This is a genomic window from Gordonia sp. 34D (assembly GCF_056682775.1).
Map to the genome: position 1 here is coordinate 1,528,164 of NZ_CM155293.1, position 17,721 is coordinate 1,545,884.

The 17,721-nt window shown below is 61.5% G+C and carries 16 protein-coding genes; 5 read left to right on the top strand and 11 right to left on the bottom strand.

Going from position 1 to position 17,721, the window contains the following annotated elements; genetic code table 11:
- Positions 1 to 222: 222 nt before the first annotated feature.
- Genes AC1L34_RS07105 through AC1L34_RS07120 form a run of 4 tightly spaced genes read right to left on the bottom strand, consistent with a single transcriptional unit; the run spans position 223 to position 5,955 of the window.
- Positions 223 to 669 carry a hypothetical protein gene (locus tag AC1L34_RS07105; RefSeq protein WP_480035234.1) on the bottom strand — a complete coding sequence of 149 codons (447 nt, stop codon included), beginning with the start codon at positions 667 to 669 and terminating at the stop codon, positions 223 to 225.
- A complete protein-coding gene (locus AC1L34_RS07110) occupies positions 666 to 2,744 on the bottom strand; it encodes a hypothetical protein (RefSeq protein WP_480035235.1) in 2,079 nt (692 codons plus the stop codon). Before AC1L34_RS07110 ends, AC1L34_RS07105 begins: the two co-directional genes overlap by 4 nt.
- Complete coding sequence (locus AC1L34_RS07115) at positions 2,741 to 4,552, bottom strand: hypothetical protein (RefSeq protein ID WP_480035236.1); 1,812 nt, start codon at positions 4,550 to 4,552, stop codon at positions 2,741 to 2,743. The genes AC1L34_RS07110 and AC1L34_RS07115 overlap by 4 nt, the downstream gene beginning before the upstream one ends.
- Entirely contained in the window at positions 4,549 to 5,955 is a 1,407-nt protein-coding gene (locus AC1L34_RS07120; protein ID WP_480035237.1) for a tyrosine-type recombinase/integrase, read from the bottom strand. The genes AC1L34_RS07115 and AC1L34_RS07120 overlap by 4 nt, the downstream gene beginning before the upstream one ends.
- A 94-nt stretch (positions 5,956 to 6,049) precedes the next feature.
- Between AC1L34_RS07120 and AC1L34_RS07125 the strand changes: the two genes are divergently transcribed.
- The 3 genes from AC1L34_RS07125 to AC1L34_RS07135 are packed head-to-tail and all read left to right on the top strand — an operon-like array spanning position 6,050 to position 10,868.
- Positions 6,050 to 7,681 (top strand): class I SAM-dependent DNA methyltransferase, encoded by a 1,632-nt coding sequence (locus AC1L34_RS07125; RefSeq protein ID WP_480035238.1) that lies wholly within the window; start codon positions 6,050 to 6,052, stop codon positions 7,679 to 7,681.
- Positions 7,678 to 9,651, top strand: coding sequence for a DEAD/DEAH box helicase (locus AC1L34_RS07130; protein WP_480035239.1), 1,974 nt, complete (start codon positions 7,678 to 7,680; stop codon positions 9,649 to 9,651). The genes AC1L34_RS07125 and AC1L34_RS07130 overlap by 4 nt, the downstream gene beginning before the upstream one ends.
- A 35-nt stretch (positions 9,652 to 9,686) precedes the next feature.
- Positions 9,687 to 10,868 carry a GIY-YIG nuclease family protein gene (locus AC1L34_RS07135; RefSeq protein ID WP_480035319.1) on the top strand — a complete coding sequence of 394 codons (1,182 nt, stop codon included), beginning with the start codon at positions 9,687 to 9,689 and terminating at the stop codon, positions 10,866 to 10,868.
- Between the two features lie 170 nt (positions 10,869 to 11,038).
- Here the strand turns inward: AC1L34_RS07135 and AC1L34_RS07140 are convergent, their stop codons facing one another.
- From AC1L34_RS07140 to rsmD, 7 genes are all read right to left on the bottom strand, one after another.
- Entirely contained in the window at positions 11,039 to 11,785 is a 747-nt protein-coding gene (locus tag AC1L34_RS07140) for a metallophosphoesterase (RefSeq protein WP_480035240.1), read from the bottom strand.
- Between the two features lie 80 nt (positions 11,786 to 11,865).
- Complete coding sequence (gene mutM, locus AC1L34_RS07145; RefSeq protein ID WP_480035241.1) at positions 11,866 to 12,735, bottom strand: bifunctional DNA-formamidopyrimidine glycosylase/DNA-(apurinic or apyrimidinic site) lyase; 870 nt, start codon at positions 12,733 to 12,735, stop codon at positions 11,866 to 11,868.
- A gap of 5 nt (positions 12,736 to 12,740) precedes the next feature.
- Complete coding sequence (gene rnc / locus AC1L34_RS07150) at positions 12,741 to 13,445, bottom strand: ribonuclease III (protein ID WP_424294337.1); 705 nt, start codon at positions 13,443 to 13,445, stop codon at positions 12,741 to 12,743.
- A complete protein-coding gene (locus tag AC1L34_RS07155; protein ID WP_424294336.1) occupies positions 13,442 to 13,996 on the bottom strand; it encodes a YceD family protein in 555 nt (184 codons plus the stop codon). Before AC1L34_RS07155 ends, rnc begins: the two co-directional genes overlap by 4 nt.
- 50 nt (positions 13,997 to 14,046) lie before the next feature.
- Positions 14,047 to 14,835, bottom strand: a complete 789-nt coding sequence (locus AC1L34_RS07160) for a DivIVA domain-containing protein (protein WP_424324675.1) — start codon at positions 14,833 to 14,835, stop codon at positions 14,047 to 14,049.
- A 129-nt stretch (positions 14,836 to 14,964) separates the two neighbouring features.
- Positions 14,965 to 15,453 carry a pantetheine-phosphate adenylyltransferase gene (coaD, locus tag AC1L34_RS07165; RefSeq protein ID WP_424323215.1) on the bottom strand — a complete coding sequence of 163 codons (489 nt, stop codon included), beginning with the start codon at positions 15,451 to 15,453 and terminating at the stop codon, positions 14,965 to 14,967.
- A gap of 36 nt (positions 15,454 to 15,489) precedes the next feature.
- Positions 15,490 to 16,038, bottom strand: a complete 549-nt coding sequence (rsmD, locus tag AC1L34_RS07170) for a 16S rRNA (guanine(966)-N(2))-methyltransferase RsmD (RefSeq protein ID WP_424324674.1) — start codon at positions 16,036 to 16,038, stop codon at positions 15,490 to 15,492.
- Between the two features lie 76 nt (positions 16,039 to 16,114).
- Between rsmD and AC1L34_RS07175 the strand changes: the two genes are divergently transcribed.
- Both AC1L34_RS07175 and ectA read left to right on the top strand, forming a co-directional pair.
- Positions 16,115 to 17,038 (top strand): Sir2 family NAD-dependent protein deacetylase, encoded by a 924-nt coding sequence (locus tag AC1L34_RS07175; RefSeq protein ID WP_424296451.1) that lies wholly within the window; start codon positions 16,115 to 16,117, stop codon positions 17,036 to 17,038.
- A gap of 121 nt (positions 17,039 to 17,159) precedes the next feature.
- Positions 17,160 to 17,708 carry a diaminobutyrate acetyltransferase gene (gene ectA, locus AC1L34_RS07180; RefSeq protein ID WP_424296453.1) on the top strand — a complete coding sequence of 183 codons (549 nt, stop codon included), beginning with the start codon at positions 17,160 to 17,162 and terminating at the stop codon, positions 17,706 to 17,708.
- The last annotated feature ends 13 nt before the right edge of the window (positions 17,709 to 17,721 follow it).

Consider the following 17,721-nt stretch of genomic DNA (forward strand, 5'->3'; position numbering starts at 1 on the left):
CAGAAGCGTTGACAGAAGACCGCTTCGTAACCACACGCTGGGGCTACTTGATCGCATACGAGGATGTCGTCGACCGAGCTAATTCCTGGGATCAACTCCGAAATGAGTCCCACCCCGTCACTACGTAGCTCGCTGAATAGTCCCACGAGGGCATCAAGAGATAGGGCCAGCCAGTGAAGACAGGATCGATGCCTCTTCTGCCTTCATTTCATGCAGTGGCGGTCACGTGCGCGGGACACTCGGTCGGTACTGACGTTGTCGGCTGATGGGGGTGATTGTGCCGGTCGGCTCGTCGCCTTGACAGGTGATGAGCTGGGCGTTGAGCTCGGCAATCACTGTGACCGCAGCTTGGCTTCGCTGCTTAAGGTCCGCGTTCTGAGCACGTAGGTCCGCGACGACTCGTTTGAGTCTGGTGATCTCATTTTCGAGCTGGGCATGGTGAGGGTCCCGGGGGCGTTTGTCGGTCACCGCGGTGTTCCACTCAGCCATGACCGAGACCGCCCTGTTCATGGTTGCGCGGCTGACGCCGGCCTCGGCGCACAGATTGTTCTTGGTGAGCCTGCCGTCGGTCTTCTTGGCCTGACCGCTGAGTATTCGGTGCATGGCATCGTGCAGTTTCTTCTCCGTCGTGGGTGATACCCCGGGGCGGGCTTCATCGCCACTGGTCATTTCGGTTCCTGCCTAGTGATTCTGCGGATGTCGTCGAGCTGCACTTGAAGTCGCGCTCGATGCACATCCGCCATTCTTTTGTCCCGTAGCCTCTCGACAAGTTCGGCTTCCTCGCTCACCCAGATGGGCATGTGCTTGTCAGTTATCACTGAGTTTCGGCACGTTGACGGACTGCACAAGCTGGGGATCGGACCGGTGGCCTTCGCTTGCTCGGAGACGTTCCGCAGACACTCGGCCTTCTCTGGCGCTCCGAGGCAGTGATTCAAGGTACCGAGCCGGATAGTGGAGAATTCATCGCGCAGCATGTTTCGAAGCATCCGCTTGTCTCCTAGCCGGATCGATGTGGCCGCAGTGGCGACGTCGTCGAGGCCGCCCAAGTAGGTAGTCGCGCCCGGTCCTCTGGCAACTGGTTGTCCGGCTGCGTGCTGTGACCATTCGGCGACGAGTTCTCCAGCGGCCACATTCTTCGCCTCGTGATCGAACTCCCGCGCCCATGCGGGTGTAGGCGCACCGTATCCAGATGTAACCGAGTTTGCGAGGGCGCGGGTTGCATTGTGCTTGAGGGTGATGCCGAGTGCGATCTCGCCATCGGGTTCGTTGGCGGTGATGACCGCCATCGTGCGACGGAACATGTGTGGGCTGACATGAAAATCGGGGATCTTGTCCAGCCCGTTGTCCGGGGAGTGCGCGTTGACCCAGTCGATGAACATCCTGATCTGTTCGTGCACGTCAAAGCCGGAAAGATCGCGGACCTGCCCTTGCCGGACGCTCCCGAAGATCCTGGCCTCGTCACGAGTGATCTTCTCCGCGAGTTGAATCGCCTTAACGACGGGTTCGCTGACCCACCACGACTCCGGCTGCCCGCCGGGAGCCTGCTTCTTGTGCAGGGTACTGCGCACTATGGGTGCCCCGTGGCTCGTGCTCAGCGATCCGACGGCGATGCCCTGGACTTCGCTGTCGCGCATCATGGTCATCATCGTGACGAAGATATAGACGGCATTTCTCAGGTTGGTCAATTCGCGGCTGACGATCGGCCGGTCGAAGCCGCGGCACCAGAGGCCGCGGGTGCCATCCGGCCGGTCGACTCGGGAAGGCCGGGTTGGGGCGAATCCGAACCTGGTTGGTGTGCCTGCGGAAATTGCGCCTTGCACTCGTTGCTTCCGATCCACGCCTCTTGTCTTGTAGAACACCAGCGAGCTGAACGGTGGGGTGAGACGGGCCGCGAGACCGTCCCAGTTGATCTCGCCCGCCTTGCCTCGGCCGTAGTTGCCAACGTGGAGTGGAACGAATCCATCCGGATCAGAGAGCCACTCGCCCAACGCCGTGTCGACGATGCCAGCGTGCTCGGTGAATGTCGTTGCGGCTCTCGCTGCATCGAGTCCGTCGATCTCGACGCGGGCGGCGAGAATGTCGGGGGCGAACACATCAATGTAGGTCCAGCATGCCCGCACCAGTGGCCAGAAGACCTCCGGTGGGATCACGGGGGTCCGCACCTCTCCTGCAACTCTCCCGACCTGCGTCATCGGCATTAGCACGAGGAGTCCACCACCTTCGAGCAATGGGCCGAAGGTATGCAACCGGCGGAGGATATCCTCACTTGCCCGGATGCGGGAGGCACCTGATGCGGCGCGGACAGAGTCCAAATATGCGGCGCCGTCGTGCACGGTCCAGTCCGACAGGCTCCCCGTGCGTCCAGTCTTGTTGGCCCAGTCCGCGAGATACCGCAATTGATCGAGATGGTGTCTGATTGTCTTGAGTTTGGCTGGGCGATTCGAGAGGTAGATGCCTGCGCGGCGTAGTACTGGATGGGTCGGGTTGAGCATGCTCATCGCCAGCGTCTTGGCCACCAGAGCCCAGCCATCTGGGTAGACGTCGAATCGAAGCTGAGAGCAATGCTTAGATAGGTTGGGAGCCAATCCCATCGCACTGCAATCCCATCGCGGGCCATCGCCAAACTTTGGTGTCGGGCCATCGACGACGCGAAGACTCGCCGGCAGGACCTGTTCGTCGTCGGCGAACGGCGATCGCCACCGTTGTGCATCGCGCATTTCGCGGGAGGCGAAGGATTCCGTCATCGGTGCTGGTCCCTCTCTTTGAGTGGCCGGTGGATGTGCGTCCTGTCGGCGCGGGCAGCGTTGATCTTCGCGGCGGGGAATCGGGCAATGATGGCGTCGAGGTTGGCGAGTTGCTCCCCGTACACCTCATGAAACTGTTGCGGCGGCATCGACTGGCGCAGTTCCCGAAGGACGTCGTTGTAGCTCACCAGCCGCGGGAGATGGTCGATGAAGACGATGGCGTTCGCGCACCTCATACACATCGACGGGGCGTCCAAGCACAGTCCTGGAGCCGGGGTGTGGGGTGCGTTGTACGGGTCAGAGCACGCCGCAACGGACAGCTCACGGACTGCCGTTGTCTCGTCCAGCACCGATTGCGCGATCCCGACCAATTCAGTGTCCGCGCCGACCGCCACCACCTCGGCCGCATCGGCTTCAATCAAGGTCGGACCATTAGTTGCGCGGTCCAGAACCTTGTTCTGCGCCCGGATGACCGTCTGCGCTGCAATGGTCCGGACGGTGGTGGACTGGGCATAGTGACCGCGGAACACTTCGACGGTGTGATCATCGCCCGCCGCACCGCTGAGCGTGCCGATGAGTGCCGCCCGGGCACTCTTAACGGTCTTCCGCAGCCGCCGCATGTCGTGGGGATTGGAGATCTTGAGGCAGCGGTCCTCGATCAATGCGTGCAGGGATACGTTCGAGCCGAAGGTACATCGATGGATCGCAAACCACGGGTACCCACCGTGCCGGGGGGACTCCGTCCCTGATGTCCAGAACCAGGATTTCTCACTCGGCGACATTTCGTAGGCTGTGTCCATCGCGGCAGCGGCACGGCGAAGCAGGTCGCCGGCACTCCACCCCCACGGAGCGTTCCGCTTCGAGACCAAGGTGTACCACCGAACTCGCTGGGCTCGATTCTTCGTCGCCCGTACACGAACTTCGTTCTCGCCGAAGACCACGTCCTCCTTGGCCAGCATTTTGGTCTCCTCCGGCGCCCACCCGGTTTGCAGGTGCAGCAGGACGCGGATGGCGCTGAGGTAGATGTCGTTCGGCACCAGCAGAAACCCCGCCGCTGTCGAGACATGCCGGCCCTTAGCATCGACGCCTGCGGCGGCACGGACGGCATCGTTGATGTCTGCGACAGTGATGTCCGGATTCCTGCCAAAAATCCTGTTCCGATAGTCCTTCTCGTACGGCAAGTGCCGGATCGCCCACACGATGTTCTCGAGCTGACCCCAGCCGTGCTCTCGAGGATCACAGCCCTGGGCGAGCAACAGCCGCCCTAGAGTCAAGAGGCTCTCGGTTTCACGGACGATAGCCCGACATTCTTTCTCCAGCGCCAAGCGTTCGGCGTTGCTGAACTCGTCCAAGGGACGGGCTGTGGGCGTTGTCCCGTCGAGTATCGGACTGGCCGCCCAACTGGCGAGGAAGCCGTCCGTGATTCCTTGTGTGTGAAGGTAGTAGGCAACAAATTTCCGCAGGATCTTGCCATGATCCTTCGCCCTGACGCTGGGCGGCGGGTGCTTGTCGGTATTGGCGATCTCCCATGCGTACAGCCGGTCAACGATCGCACGACCCTTGCTGCGCATGGTCAGGGAGCGGTCAGAATCCATAGTCAGGAATGCCCCAAGGCTGCGGATCGTCGAGGACTGCCCGGACGCCGAACCGGGCGAGAGTCCGATCACCTCGGCGTAGCTCACCCACGCGTCCGCGAGTTCTGCGATCAGGCGGGCCGCGACGTATCGATTCGGCTCGATACTGGTGCGCTGGTGCGTGGATCCAGAGGGAAACGTGATGATGCGGGCGGTCAGGTCGAGGGTCGTCACGACGCCGCCCCCTCGAGCTTGTCGAGAACATAACTGGCGTAGTCGCGGGTGTCGTCGCCCCACGAGTCGAAGGCCCGTTGCACGAGATCATGAGACTCATCGACGTAGCGCAGGTAGACCATCGTCGTCGATGGGCTCGCGTGCCCCAGCAGCCGCTGCAAGGTCAGGAGCGGATTGAAGACGATATGCTCACTGATAGTGCCGGTCCCATATCGGGGCCGATCGCGTTCGTGCTCGACGGCCCGTAATTGGAGGCTGCGAAGCAGCACGACCGCGAAGGTGTGCCGCAGGTCGTGCGGCGTGACCGCCGCCGGCATCACCGGAGACTGTCCGGCGAAGGACTCGACCCTGGCGTTCGCCTTTGCGAATCTGTCATGCCAACTACGTTGCGACGGGGGCAGTCCGCCAGCGCCGATCAGCAGTGACAACGGCTCGATGACGTCATCGTTGACCTTCACGAGTAGGCGGCGATGCTCGATCGGGATCATCGGATACGTGTGGCGATAAAGTTGACCATGCAACGTGTAGGACAGTCGCCCGGCCGCTCGGTCGATCCTGTCCACAACCGCCAGGTCAGGCAGTTTCCTTCGCAGATTTACTTGAGCGCTCCTGATAACTCGCGAGCGCTCCGATGCGCAGTAGATCTCGATCGCCCGGACAGTGGTGGCCGGCACGTAGATTGTCCGTCGTCGCTCGTTCTTGGCTGTCCGTTCGATGACGAAGGAAGCTCCGGAATCCCGGTCGGCACGGACTTCGACGTCGAGAACTGTTCGCCACTCCTGGATGCGCATCCCTGTCGTCACCGCCAACTCGGCCGCAGTGGTGTCCCGCACCGTCGACCGCCCCCGATAGGAGGAGTCGAGATCCCCGTCAGGGTGCTTCCCGCCAAGGCCAACATCCCGAAAGGTGGTCCACTGCCCGTGGGTCAACGCCCGCACATCCATCTCGGGTGCCGTGCGGCGTGGGTGCACGATTGATCGGCGGCCGATCTGGATCCACGGCAAGGACGTCCGTAGACCGACTTCAGCCATGTAGGTGAACAAGGCGCGGATGACGACAAGCTCACGTGCCCAGGTGGTTTCGGCGATGCCTGTTGAGTGGCGCTCATTTCGGTAGGCGACTAGGTCCTCCTGGGCCACATCGAAAGTCGCGACCCCACGGCCGTCTAGGAATCTCGCGAATCTTTGGGCGTCGCGTGCGTACGCCTGGCTAGTATTGGGGCTGACGTTTTGTGCGTACTGCCGAAGGAATGTGCACCACGGTTCTATCGGCCGCATCTCGCCGTCGAGAAGGATCGGGGTGCCGTTGCCGATCTTGCGCTCGCTGGCAACGGCAAGTTCTGTATCACTGACGAGTGGTGCCGCAGCACCCCAGTCGGCGAAGTAGAGGTGAACTGTCAACACCGCCCCCTGGATCGGACTGATGCAGCTGATTGAGCTGTGGCTGAGACATTGCCAAAGACTACATATAACCGCCTGTGGATCAGGGAACTTCCTAGTGATCGCCTACAAGGAACTGCGACGCCTGGAGCACGCGATCCTCGAACGTCTCGCCGACCTGAGCCCCAAACACCAGGTGCTGTACGCGGTATCGAAGATTGACATCGAGAATTTCTACGGCATCGAGATCGACGACTTCGCCGTCGAAGTGGCGATCCTGTCGCTATGGATTGCCAAGCATCAAATGAACCGCGAATTTCGCGACAAGTTCGGTGTCGAGATTCCGCTGATTCCTCTTAAGGAAACAGGTCAGATCCGTGCTGGGAATGCGACACGAGTTGACTGGAACGCTGTCTGCCCCAACAACGGTGGTGAGATCTACCTGATCAGCAACCCGCCGTACGTCGGGTCGAGTATGCAGACCGATGACCAGAAGTCGGAGTTTAAAGGCGTCTTCGGCGATCGCCCCTTCTCCAAAAACCTCGACTACATCTCACTTTGGTTCGTCAAGGGGGCAGACTATCTGCGCGGAACTCATGCGCAACTGGCCTTCGTAACGACGAACTCGGTGGCGCAAGGCGATCATGTTGGATTAATGTTCCCGACAGTCCTTTCCTGCGGTGTCGAGATAGGATTTGCGTATACCTCGTTCAAGTGGCAAAACAACGCCAAGCGTAACGCTGGCGTCACCGTCGCCGTCATCGGACTGCGAAATGCAAGCCAATCGCCAAAGTATCTCTTTACCGACGGGATTCAGGTTGCAGCAGCCAACATCAACGGGTACCTTGCGGACGGTCCCGACGTTCTCGTCACTAGGTCGCGCAATCCGAGAGCCGTCGATCTTCCTCCGATGGTATTCGGATCGAAGGCTACAGATGGTGGAGGTCTGCTGTTGTCTCCGTCGGAGAAGGACGCGCTGCTTGCTGCAGCTCCTGAAGCTGAGCGGTGGATCAAGCGATTCATGGGGGCATCAGAGGTAATCAATGGTGGTGAACGATACTGTCTCTGGGTTCCAGATAACGACGCTGTGACCGCTAGCCGAATAGATTTTATCGCTCAGCGATTTAGTCGGGTGACCGTCTCGAGGCTCGGCGAGAAGGCCAGCGGTATTGCAAATAGGTTTGCATCTGAACCTCATCGTTTTGTACAGCGAAGCTACAAGCCGACGGATTCGATTATCGTCCCAAGTGTCTCGTCGGAACGACGCGAATACATCCCGATGGGTTACCTCGGGCCAGACACAGTCGTCTCGAACCTGGCGTACGCGGTGTACGACGCGAAACCGTGGGTTTTCGGTCTGTTGACGTCGCGGATGCACATGGTGTGGGCCCGGTCAGTTGGCGGGAAGATGAAGACTGACTACCGATACTCAAACACGATTGTCTACAACAATTTTCCAGTTCCAGCGTTGTCGGATGCGACGAAGGAGCGGTTGACGGTCGCGGCTCTGCGGGTGCTGGATGTTCGTGAGTATCACTGCGAGAAGACTCTGGCCGAGCTTTATGATCCGGACAAGATGCCTGGTGATCTGCGGGCTGCCCATGCTGAGGTTGATGCGTTGGTGGATTCGATCTACTCCAAGCGCGGCTACGAGACCGATGAGGAGCGGTTGTCGGACCTGTTCGCTATGTATGAGGAGATGACCGCTGCTGAGCAGGCGGCTAAGCCAGCGAGGAGGGGCAAGAAGTGAGTAGCACGGTGAACGTCGTCGACGTGACGTACGCGCAGACTGGTGCGTCGGTGAACACTGATGCGTTGGGGATGCGGGAGATGCAGCAGCGGGTGTTCGCCAAGCGGGACGCCCAGCACTTGTTGATCAAGGCTCCACCGGCCTCGGGTAAGTCGCGAGCGTTGATGTTCGTTGGCTTGGACAAGCTGTACAACCAGGGCCGCAAGAAGGTGATCGTCGCTGTCCCGGAGCGTTCGATCGGTGCGTCGTTCTCGACGACCAAGTTGACCTCGCATGGCTTCTTCGCTGATTGGGAGGTCAAACCGGAGCGGAACCTGTGCACGCCGGGGTCGTCGGCGGGCAAGGTCGACGCGTTCGTCGACTTCCTGAACAGCACCGACCCGATTCTGGTGTGCACACATGCAACGTTGCGTTTCGCTTTCGAGCGGCTGGCGCCGGATGAGTTCAACGGCACTGTGCTGGCGATCGACGAGTTTCATCATGTCTCGGCTGATACCGAGAACTCCCGTCTGGGAGCACTGTTGAAGGAGGTGATGGTCGGCTCGGACGTCCATATTGTGGCGATGACCGGTTCGTACTTTCGTGGGGACTCGGTGCCGGTGCTCTCGTCGGAGGACGAGGCGCAGTTCACGCCGGTGACGTTCAACTACTACGACCAGCTCAACGGCTACCAGTATCTGAAGTCGCTGGGGATCGGGCACCACTTCTATCAGGGCCGGTACACCGAGGCGATCGGCGAAGTGCTTGACCTGGACAAGAAGACGATCGTGCACATCCCGAACGTGAACTCGGGTGAGTCGACCAAGGACAAGATCGAAGAGGTCGGGTTCATCATCGACACCATCGGTGACGTGATCGACACCGAGCCAGATACCGGGATCATCCGCATCCGACGGGCCGACACGGGCGAGGTGCTGCGGGTGGCCGATCTGGTCGACGACACCGATCAGAAGAAGCGCGCCGACACCCTGCACTATCTGTCGACGGTCGCAGCGAAGGACCGCGACGGGGTGGACATCATCATCGCGCTGGGTATGGCGAAGGAGGGCTTCGACTGGCCGTTCGCCGAGCACGCCCTGACGGTCGGGTATCGGGCTTCTCTGACCGAGATTATCCAGATCATCGGCCGCGTCACCCGCGACAGCCCGGGCAAGACGCACGCGCAGTTCACGAACCTGCTGGCCGAGCCCGACGCTGAGCGTGGTGAGGTGACGGTGTCGGTGAACAATATGCTCAAGGCGATCACGGCGTCGCTGCTGATGGAGCAGGTACTGGCACCGAACTTCAACTTCAAGGCCAAACGCGGCAACGACGACGCGCCTGAGCCGGGCACGATCAGGATCAAGGGCTTCAAGGAGCCGTCGAGCGAGCGGGTCAAGCAGATCGTCGAGACCGACCTGAACGACCTGAAGGCCAACATTTTGCAGGACGAGACGTTCGCTAAAGCTGCGGCCGGCAGCGTTGACCCGGAGACCACGAACAAGGTTCTGATCCCGAAGATCATCCGGGATCGCTACCCGGACCTGACCGATGATCAGGTCGAGGAGGTTCGCCAGCAGGTCGTGGTGGATTCGGTGATCAAGAACGGCGAGGTTCGCGAGGTCGGTGACAAGCGGTTCATCAAGATGGCCGACACGTTCGTGAACATCGATGACGTCAGCATCAACCTGATCGACACGGTCAACCCGTTCCAGCGGGCTTTCGAGGTGATGTCGAAGTCGGTGACGCCGTCGGTGCTGAAGATCATCTCAGACGCGATCACCAGTACACGGGTCGAGATCAGCGAGGACGAAGCGCTCACGTTGTTCCCCAAGATTCAGAACTGGGTCAAGGTCAACGGGCGACATCCCGAGGTGCGCTCAGACGACCCCACAGAGAAGCGCTATGCAGAGGCTCTGCTGTTCCTGCGGCGGCTCAAGCAGCAGCGCGAGGCCCAAAGGCGAGCGTCCGAAATGGGGGGCGCTCAATGAGCTCTGCAGACAAGACGACCGCAGGAAGCGATCGCATGGCCGAGGGCGACGCGTTCCAGAAGCTCCTCGACTCCGACGTCGACGGCCTGCTGGACATGCCCGAGAAGCCGAAGAAAGTCACCTCCAGCGATCGGTTGGAGCGGGCATTTCTGGAGATTGTAGAGTTCCGCCGCACCCACGGCCGGCTCCCAAGCGCGACCACGCGGGAGATCGCTGAACGCAAGCTCGGCGCACGTCTGGACGGCATCCTCGCTGATGACAGCAAGATCGAGGCCCTCAAACACCTGGACGAGTACGGCCTTCTTGACGCGCCCGATGCCCCCGGCTCAATCGACGAGCTGTTGGAGCAGGACCCTCTCGATCTACTCGGCGACGACACTGGCATTCTGGACGTTTCGACCCTCCCGACCAGGAAGAAGCCGCAACCCACCGACGATGTAGCGCAGCGGCAGAAGGCGTCGGACTTCGAGAGCTTCAGGCCTCTCTTCGAGCAGAAGCATGCCGAGTTGTCCGAGGGATCAATGCGATTGATTCCCTTTCCCGGGGTTGAGTCAATCCTGGAGGGGAGGTTCTTCATCCTCAACGGCGTAATGCTCTTCGTCGCAGAGATCGGAGAGACCCAGCACAAGGTCGTCGGCGGTAAGCGAGAGAAGAAGCAGCGTCTGCGCGTCATCTTCGAGAACGGCACCGAGTCGTCGATGTACCGGCAATCGCTGTCGATACGTCTCCACGAGCAGAAGGGCCTCGCTCTGGCCAGGACGGAACTGAGTGTCTCCGAGATCGGAGACGCCGACGTCGAGAGCGGGTACGTCTACGTCTTGAGGTCCTGCAGCGAGGACCCGCAGATCGCCGGTATCGCCGATCTGCACAAGATTGGATTCTCGCGCGGCCCGGTCGAAAACCGGATCAAGAGTGCCGAGAAGTCCCCGACGTACTTGATGGCTCCGGTCGAGGTGGTGGCGAGTTATCGCGTATACAACGTGCGGCCATCGGCCGTGGAGAACTTGCTGCACCGGATCTTCGCCGGCGTGCGTTTGGACCTCACACAAATCGACAAGGACGGCCGAGGCTACGACCCGTCCGAGTGGTTCGTCGTGCCTCGCGACGTGATCGACCAGGTGGTGCATCTGATCATCTCAGGCGAGATCGTGCACTACCGATATGACGAGAGTTCGCGGCAGCTCATAGTGCACGAGGATGGTGACCTGGGTAGATGATCGCCGCGCTGGGGGGCGATGATCGCCGAACCCCGAGTCGCTCACACGCGGAGTGTCGGCATGGAGGATCGTCCACGTCCACCAGTAGATCGCGTGCAGATGGCGGCGCACAGCGAATCGAGAGCACCAGCACCCGCCAGCCACCGGCCGGCGGGTGCTTGTGCTGCGTATCAAAGGAAGCTGGTCGTGCGCGTCGCCGCGTCGTAGCGCATGACATTGAGCACGCCGGTGTCCTCCACTCGCCCGTCGAGGTACACGCGCCCCGCATCGACATACGGCTCCCAGCACCGCATCCGGCCCTCGCGGGCGTGCAGCGGGCCGACACCGACGTGTCCGGCGACGATGACCTTGCCGACCGACGTGGGGCCGAGCGAGGGCGGGTACTTCTCGGTGAGCATCTCGTCGGTGGTCATCGCCTTCCACATCGGTCCCGATTCCTCATCGACGCCTGCGTGCACGTAGAGGTGCGTGGCGGTCTCATGGAACAGCGGTAGCTGGCGCAGCCAGGCGATTAGATCATCATGACGAGCGCAGATCTCTCCCTTGAGGGCGCCGTTGACGGCGTTGATGGACCCGCCCGCCAGCTCGGCGACGGCCGCCTCTATCACCTCTGTCGGCAGGAACGACTTGATCGTGACGAGGCCGGTGTCGGCAAGCAGCCATGTCGGGTCGTCGCCGTCGAGCCAGTCGAGGAACCACATCTCGTGGTTGCCAGCGAGCGCGATCACCTGGTCGGGGTGGGCGTCGCAGAGGCCCTTGACGACAGTGAGGACGCCGGCGCTGTCGGGTCCGCGGTCGACGTAGTCGCCGAGGAAGACGAGGCGGGCGTCGGGGTCGGACAGGTCGACCTTGGTGAGTGCGGACTGCAGCTCAGCCCGGCACCCGTGGACGTCGGGGATGGTGTAGATGATGGGCATAGGTTCCCCCTCTATATATAAGGCTCGGTTTTACTTGCATATGCAAGTAATGACCCGGCCGGGGTGTTCACCGGCTCCGGTCAGCGCCTACTTCGTGGCGGTGGCTGACACTTCGGGCAGAAGTGCGATCCCCGGTTCATGAACTGCTCCCTCACGATGAGCGCTCCGCACCTCGGACATGGTCGGCCATGTCTGCCATATGAATGTAGATTTCTGCCGAAGTACCCGGACTGCCCATTCACGTTGACGTAGAGGTCGTCGAACGATGTGCCGCCGACGTTGATCGCCTCGGCCATCACCTCGGTGGCATGGTCGACGAGTTCGCCGAGTTTGGCCTTAGGAATCCCGCGTGTACGACGCCGCCCATGAAGGTGGGCACGCCAGAGGGATTCGTCGGCGTAAATGTTGCCGACGCCGGAAATCACCGTCTGATCCAGGATTGCACGTTTGATCTCGGTGTCGCGGCGTCGCAGTGCGGCAATCGCCTCGTCCCGGTCGAAGGCTTCCTCGAACGGGTCGGGCGCGATGTGAGCGACGGACTCCGGGAGGCGACGACCTGGGCCCTCGACCAACTCGTCCAGGTGCCAGCCGCCGAAGGTCCGCTGGTCGACGAATCGGAGTTCGTGGTTACCGTCAAGTGTCGCGCGGATCCGCAGGTGCACGGGATCTTCACTCCCCTGCTCGGCGATGAGCATTTGCCCGCTCATCCCCAGATGCACAACCGTCGCCACCTCATCGGTGTCGTCGGAAGCCACCAGCCATAGGTATTTGCCGCGCCGTTCTACGGAGGTAAAACGCTTGCCGCGCAACCGACTCGAGAGGTCAACAGCTCCGCCGATATGGCGGCGAACGGCGCGCGGGTGCAGCACCTCAACGTCGCCGATGGCCCGGCCGAGCACATGCGCAGCCAATCCGAGCCGAATGGTCTCGACTTCAGGAAGTTCCGGCACGGTCCCTACCGGGGTCGCTCGTTGAGCGTCTTCCACGCAAGCTCAGCGGCGTGCTGCTCGGCTTCCTTCTTGGTTCTGCCGACACCGTCACCGAGCTCGTCGCCTCCGACAACCGCGGTGGCCGTGAACTCCTTGTTGTGATCGGGACCGGTCGACGAAATCAGGTACTGCGGCTGACCGAGACTCCGCTCCGCCGACAGCTCTTGCAGCGACGTCTTCCAATCGAGCCCGGCACCGAGGCTCCCCGACCGCTCGATGATCGGTTCAAACAGATTCAGGATGACCTGCTGGGCAACCTCAATACCGTGATCAAGGAAAATCGCACCGAACAGTGACTCTAAGCCGTCCGCCAAGATCGAAGCCTTGTCGCGACCGCCGGTCAGCTCTTCACCGCGCCCCAAATAGAGATGCGCACCGAGACCGCCTTCGCCGAGGTCGCGGGCGACGTCGGCGAGGGCGTTCATGTTGACCACGCTGGCCCGAATCTTCGCCAACTCACCTTCTGGACGGTCGGGGAAGCCGAGGTACAGGCGTTCGGTGACCACGACACCGAGCACCGCGTCGCCCAGGAACTCCAGGCGCTCGTTGGTCGGCAAGCCGCCATTCTCGTACGCGTACGACCGGTGCGTCAGCGCCAGCGTCAACAACTCGTCGCTGATCGTGACGCCGAGAACGTCAGTGAGGAGCGTCGTATCGGGCCGCTTGCTCACTTCGAATCGCCCTCCGCACCGGGCTTGATCTTGTCGGCCAGCTTGGCCCACCGGGGATCAATCAGGTCGTGGTGATGATCGGGCTCAGCGTCGGCCAGCTTGATGCCACAGGTCTGGCACAGTCCCGGGCAGTCTTCCGTGCACAGTGGCGACAGCGGCAGATCCGTGGCGATCGCGTCGATCACGACCTGCTCCAGGTCGATTTCCTCATCGATGATTCGCTCGAGGTCTTCTTCTTCCGAAGCCGTCTTGTCGGTCTCACTGTTCGGATAGGCGAACAGTTCGGTAAGGAAAACAGTGATGTCGTCCTCGATCGGATCTAAGCACCGACTGCATTGTCCGACCGCGTGGCCACCAACGGTGCCGGTTACCAGAACGCCCTCGTTGACCGACTCCAACCGAAGGTCAAAGCTCACGTCGCCACCGGCGGGAATGCCGAGCATCTCGGCCCCCAGACGCTCGGGCGTCTGGATCGTCCAAGCCTTCTCGATCATCGAGCCAGCACGACGGGGTACAGATCGGACGTCGATCACAAATCCAGAGTCAGTCACTTGGACAATCTTACTGCTTCACCCCGGTTGGAAACTAAAGCTCGCGCAGCTTAGCCCGCCATCTGAGTGGGACCGGACTGCTCGTCACCGTCGACACCGTGCGGGTACTCGACGTAGTCGTGCATCGCGGCACCGGTCCGCAACTGCTGTCGTCCGCGATTCACCGAGCGCAGCGTCCCGGTGAGGATGTCCTCGAAGTCTGCGAGCTTGTCGTCCACGTAGATGTCGCAATCCCCGCGCAGGCGATCCGACTCGGCGTGAGCGGCATCGACGATGCGCTCGGCTTCGGACTTGGCTGCCGCGACAACCTCCGACTCCGAGACCATCCGCTGCTGCTCAGCGATGCCATCGGCGACGGACTTGTGGTAGTTCGCGTTGCCCGCTTCAATGACGCGGGCCGCTTCTGCGCGAGCACGACCGGTGACGGCTTCATGTTCACGGGCAGCACTGTGCTCGAGACGCTGCGCCTCGTCGTTGGCGTCGCCCACGATGGTCTGCGCGTTGTTCGACGCTTCGTCCATCATTCGGTCCGCGCGCGCCTTTGCTTCGGACAAGATCCGGTCGGCTTCCGCGCGGGCGTGCGCGAGCATCGCTTCCGAGTCGTTTTCGGCACCGGTGATCAATCGCTCGGAGTGGTCACGCGCGTTCGTCACCAACGTGTCACGCTCGTCGAGGACATCCTGGGCATCGTCGAGTTCGCCCGGCATGGCGTCGCGAAGGTCGTCGAGCAGTTCGAGGACGTCGCCGCGCGGAACGACGCACCCGGCGGTCATCGGCACGGTGCGGGCCTCTTCAACGATCGCGACCAATTCGTCGAGCGCTTCAAATACGCGGTACACGATTTCCCCAATCCGGCTCAGCCAACGGGTTCGGCGGCCATTGATAGTTCTGAGGCCATTGTGCCCAATGTTGCGGCTGTGACAGCGGAGGCTAGCCGGGCGTGTCGGAAGTTGCGCTGGTCACGCTCCCTAAGCGCGCAGAGTCTGTGACAGTCGATCAGTCAGCGCGGCATGAATATGGCTCGACAAGTATGGGGTTACATCGCCGCCGAGCTTGGCGACCTCTTTCACCAACGAACTCGACACATGCGCGTACTTGGGATCGGTGAGCATAAAGAAGGTCTCGCAGCCGGTCAGTTCCCGGTTCATCTGCGCCATCGGCATTTCGTAGGCGAAGTCCGTTTCCGACCGCAACCCCTTCACCATGGTGTCGGCGCCTTCTTCCAGAAGCAGGTCGACGACCAGGCCGGTCCAACTACGTACGGTCACGTTCGGCAGGCCAGCACAATCGTCTTCGATCAGCGAAATCCGTTCCTCGACCCCAAACATTCCCTGCTTGTTTGGATTCACCACCACCGCCACCACAACGCGCTCGAACCGTTGGGCGGCACGTTCGACGACAAAACGGTGACCGAGAGTGAAGGGATCGTACGAACCGGGGCAGACTGCGACGCTCATGTCTGGTGAATCTACGCGAGTATTCGCGCGGCCCCACTAAATGCGGTTGCCGACCCACACGGTCGTGTCGCCGTACTGCTTACTCGTCACCAATTCCAACCCGTCCGGCCACGCGACTTCCCGACTTCGGCGGCCACGCTCCACGACGATCCACCCCTCCGGAGCCAACGCTGCGGCAACATTGGCGACAATCCCGTCGACTTCGTCGTCGGACACCTCGTAGGGCGGATCCATGAAGACCAGGTCGAAAGGACCGGCCGGTGCACCCACAAAGGACTCCACGCTCCGGTTCACAATGCGTATGCGCGAGGCAGCCCCGCACACAGACACGTTGTCGCGAAGGATCCCAGCGGCGCGACGGTCGGCTTCAACGAGGACCGCCGATGCGGCCCCGCGCGAGACAGCTTCGATGCCAAGCGCCCCGGTACCCGCAAACAGATCGAGGACCCGGAGGTCCGCCAAGTCCATGCGCGAACCAAGCATGGAGAACAGTGCTTCGCGCACGCGGTCGGAGGTGGGACGCGTGGTGTCGGCTGGAACGGCGAGCCGGCGGCCACGAAATTCACCGGCAATAATTCTGGTCATATTCCCAACCAGCGTAGTGCATGGCGCATGCGCTTTGAGGGCAGCACAGTCCCGGCGAAGCCAGTAGCGTGGTCGCATGCGAACTCGCACCACCGCCTGGACTCCCGCACCGGCGACGACCGCCGACCCGGATCCGAAACAGCGCGCGGAGCAGTTCGCCGAGATCATTGCCGGGCGACGAATCGTGGCCCTGACCGGCGCTGGTCTGTCGACCCCGTCAGGCATCCCCGACTATCGGAGCCCAGACTCCCCTTCGCGACGCCCCATGACGATCGATGCGTTCATGGCCTCCGCCGAGAGTCGCCGTCGCTACTGGGCGCGCAATCACGTTGGCTGGCGGTTCATGGACGCCGCCCTCCCAAATGCTGCGCACTTCGCTTTGCGGGATCTCCAGTCCAACGGGATTGCCGCTGGCGTCATCACTCAGAACGTCGACATGTTGCACATGAAGGCGGGATCATCGCCAGTTGTCGACCTACATGGCTCGTACGGACGGGTCCGCTGCCTCAATTGCCAAACCCAAATGTCACGCCATCGCCTCGCCGACGAACTCGAAGCGGTCAATCCGGGCTATGCCGAACAGATGGCGTCTCGCGGTGCGATCGAGGTTGCCCCCGATGCCGATGCCGCGCTCGACGATATCGGAAACTTCGTGATGATCGACTGCCCCCACTGCGGCGGCATCTTGAAGCCCGACATCGTCTACTTCGGCGAGACGGTCCGCAAGGATGTCGTCGACGAAGCTTTTGCCCTGGTCGACGCTACCGACGCCCTGGTCGTCGCGGGGTCGTCCCTCACCGTGATGTCGGGCTTGCGTTTTGTCCGACATGCTGCGACAACGGGCAAGCCGATCATCATCGTCAATCGCGGCAACACTCGCGGCGACGACCTCGCCACCTTAAAGATTGACCACCGCTGCGAAGTGGTCCTCCCGGCGGTAGCCGTGCTGTTAAGCCAGACATACGAGACGAACGTCGCGAACAGCGCCGCGCTCGCCTAACGAGCCGCACTGTGACGTAAGTCACATGTTAGTGCTGTACTGGTCAAAGCCGGGGCTATTGCGGACCAGTTTTGGATCTACGGTGACTTTCATCTGATTGGCCGATAGCCTCGTTCACGTCATGAAGCCAATTGATTTCCCGCAGGAAGATTTTTCCAAAACCGCAGTCGCCTTTCGGCGGCCGCAGGCCAGTGATGGACAACGAATATGGGAGATTGCCCGCGATTCACGAGTGCTCGATGTGAATTCACCATATTCCTATATTCTTTGGTCGCAAGAGTTCTCCGAGACGTCAATCGTCGCCGAAGTCGATGGTGTGCCGATTGGTTTTGTCACCGGATACCGTCGGCCCGCGGACCCAGCGTCGTTGATGGTGTGGCAGGTGGCGGTCGACGACGCCCATCGCGGGAAGCAGATCGCGAAGCGGATGCTCTGCGAGCTATTCCACCGTGGCACCCAGGCGGGCGTGACCGCCATCAACACCACGATCAGCCCAGATAACGAAGCATCACAACGACTGTTCGCAGGCGTTGCCCGGGCTCTTGGCCTGAATTTTTCACACCAGCCGTTCTTTGCGGCAGAGCTGTTCCCCAACGTCAGCGATGACGGCTTGCGCGAGTCTGCCTCGCACCAGCCTGAAGATCTGTATCTGCTGACTCCGGCCGACTAAAAAGCGGGTCGCC

What these genes read in the sequence shown, in the direction of transcription:
- ectA (WP_424296453.1), top strand. Translation starts at nt 17,160, where the DNA reads ATGAAGCCAATTGATTTCCCGCAGGAAGATTTTTCCAAAACCGCAGTC.
- rsmD (WP_424324674.1), bottom strand. Translation starts at nt 16,038, where the DNA reads ATGACCAGAATTATTGCCGGTGAATTTCGTGGCCGCCGGCTCGCCGTT.
- coaD (WP_424323215.1), bottom strand. Translation starts at nt 15,453, where the DNA reads ATGAGCGTCGCAGTCTGCCCCGGTTCGTACGATCCCTTCACTCTCGGT.
- AC1L34_RS07105 (WP_480035234.1), bottom strand. Translation starts at nt 669, where the DNA reads ATGACCAGTGGCGATGAAGCCCGCCCCGGGGTATCACCCACGACGGAG.
- AC1L34_RS07175 (WP_424296451.1), top strand. Translation starts at nt 16,115, where the DNA reads ATGCGAACTCGCACCACCGCCTGGACTCCCGCACCGGCGACGACCGCC.
- AC1L34_RS07135 (WP_480035319.1), top strand. Translation starts at nt 9,687, where the DNA reads ATGGCCGAGGGCGACGCGTTCCAGAAGCTCCTCGACTCCGACGTCGAC.
- AC1L34_RS07110 (WP_480035235.1), bottom strand. Translation starts at nt 2,744, where the DNA reads ATGACGGAATCCTTCGCCTCCCGCGAAATGCGCGATGCACAACGGTGG.
- AC1L34_RS07140 (WP_480035240.1), bottom strand. Translation starts at nt 11,785, where the DNA reads ATGCCCATCATCTACACCATCCCCGACGTCCACGGGTGCCGGGCTGAG.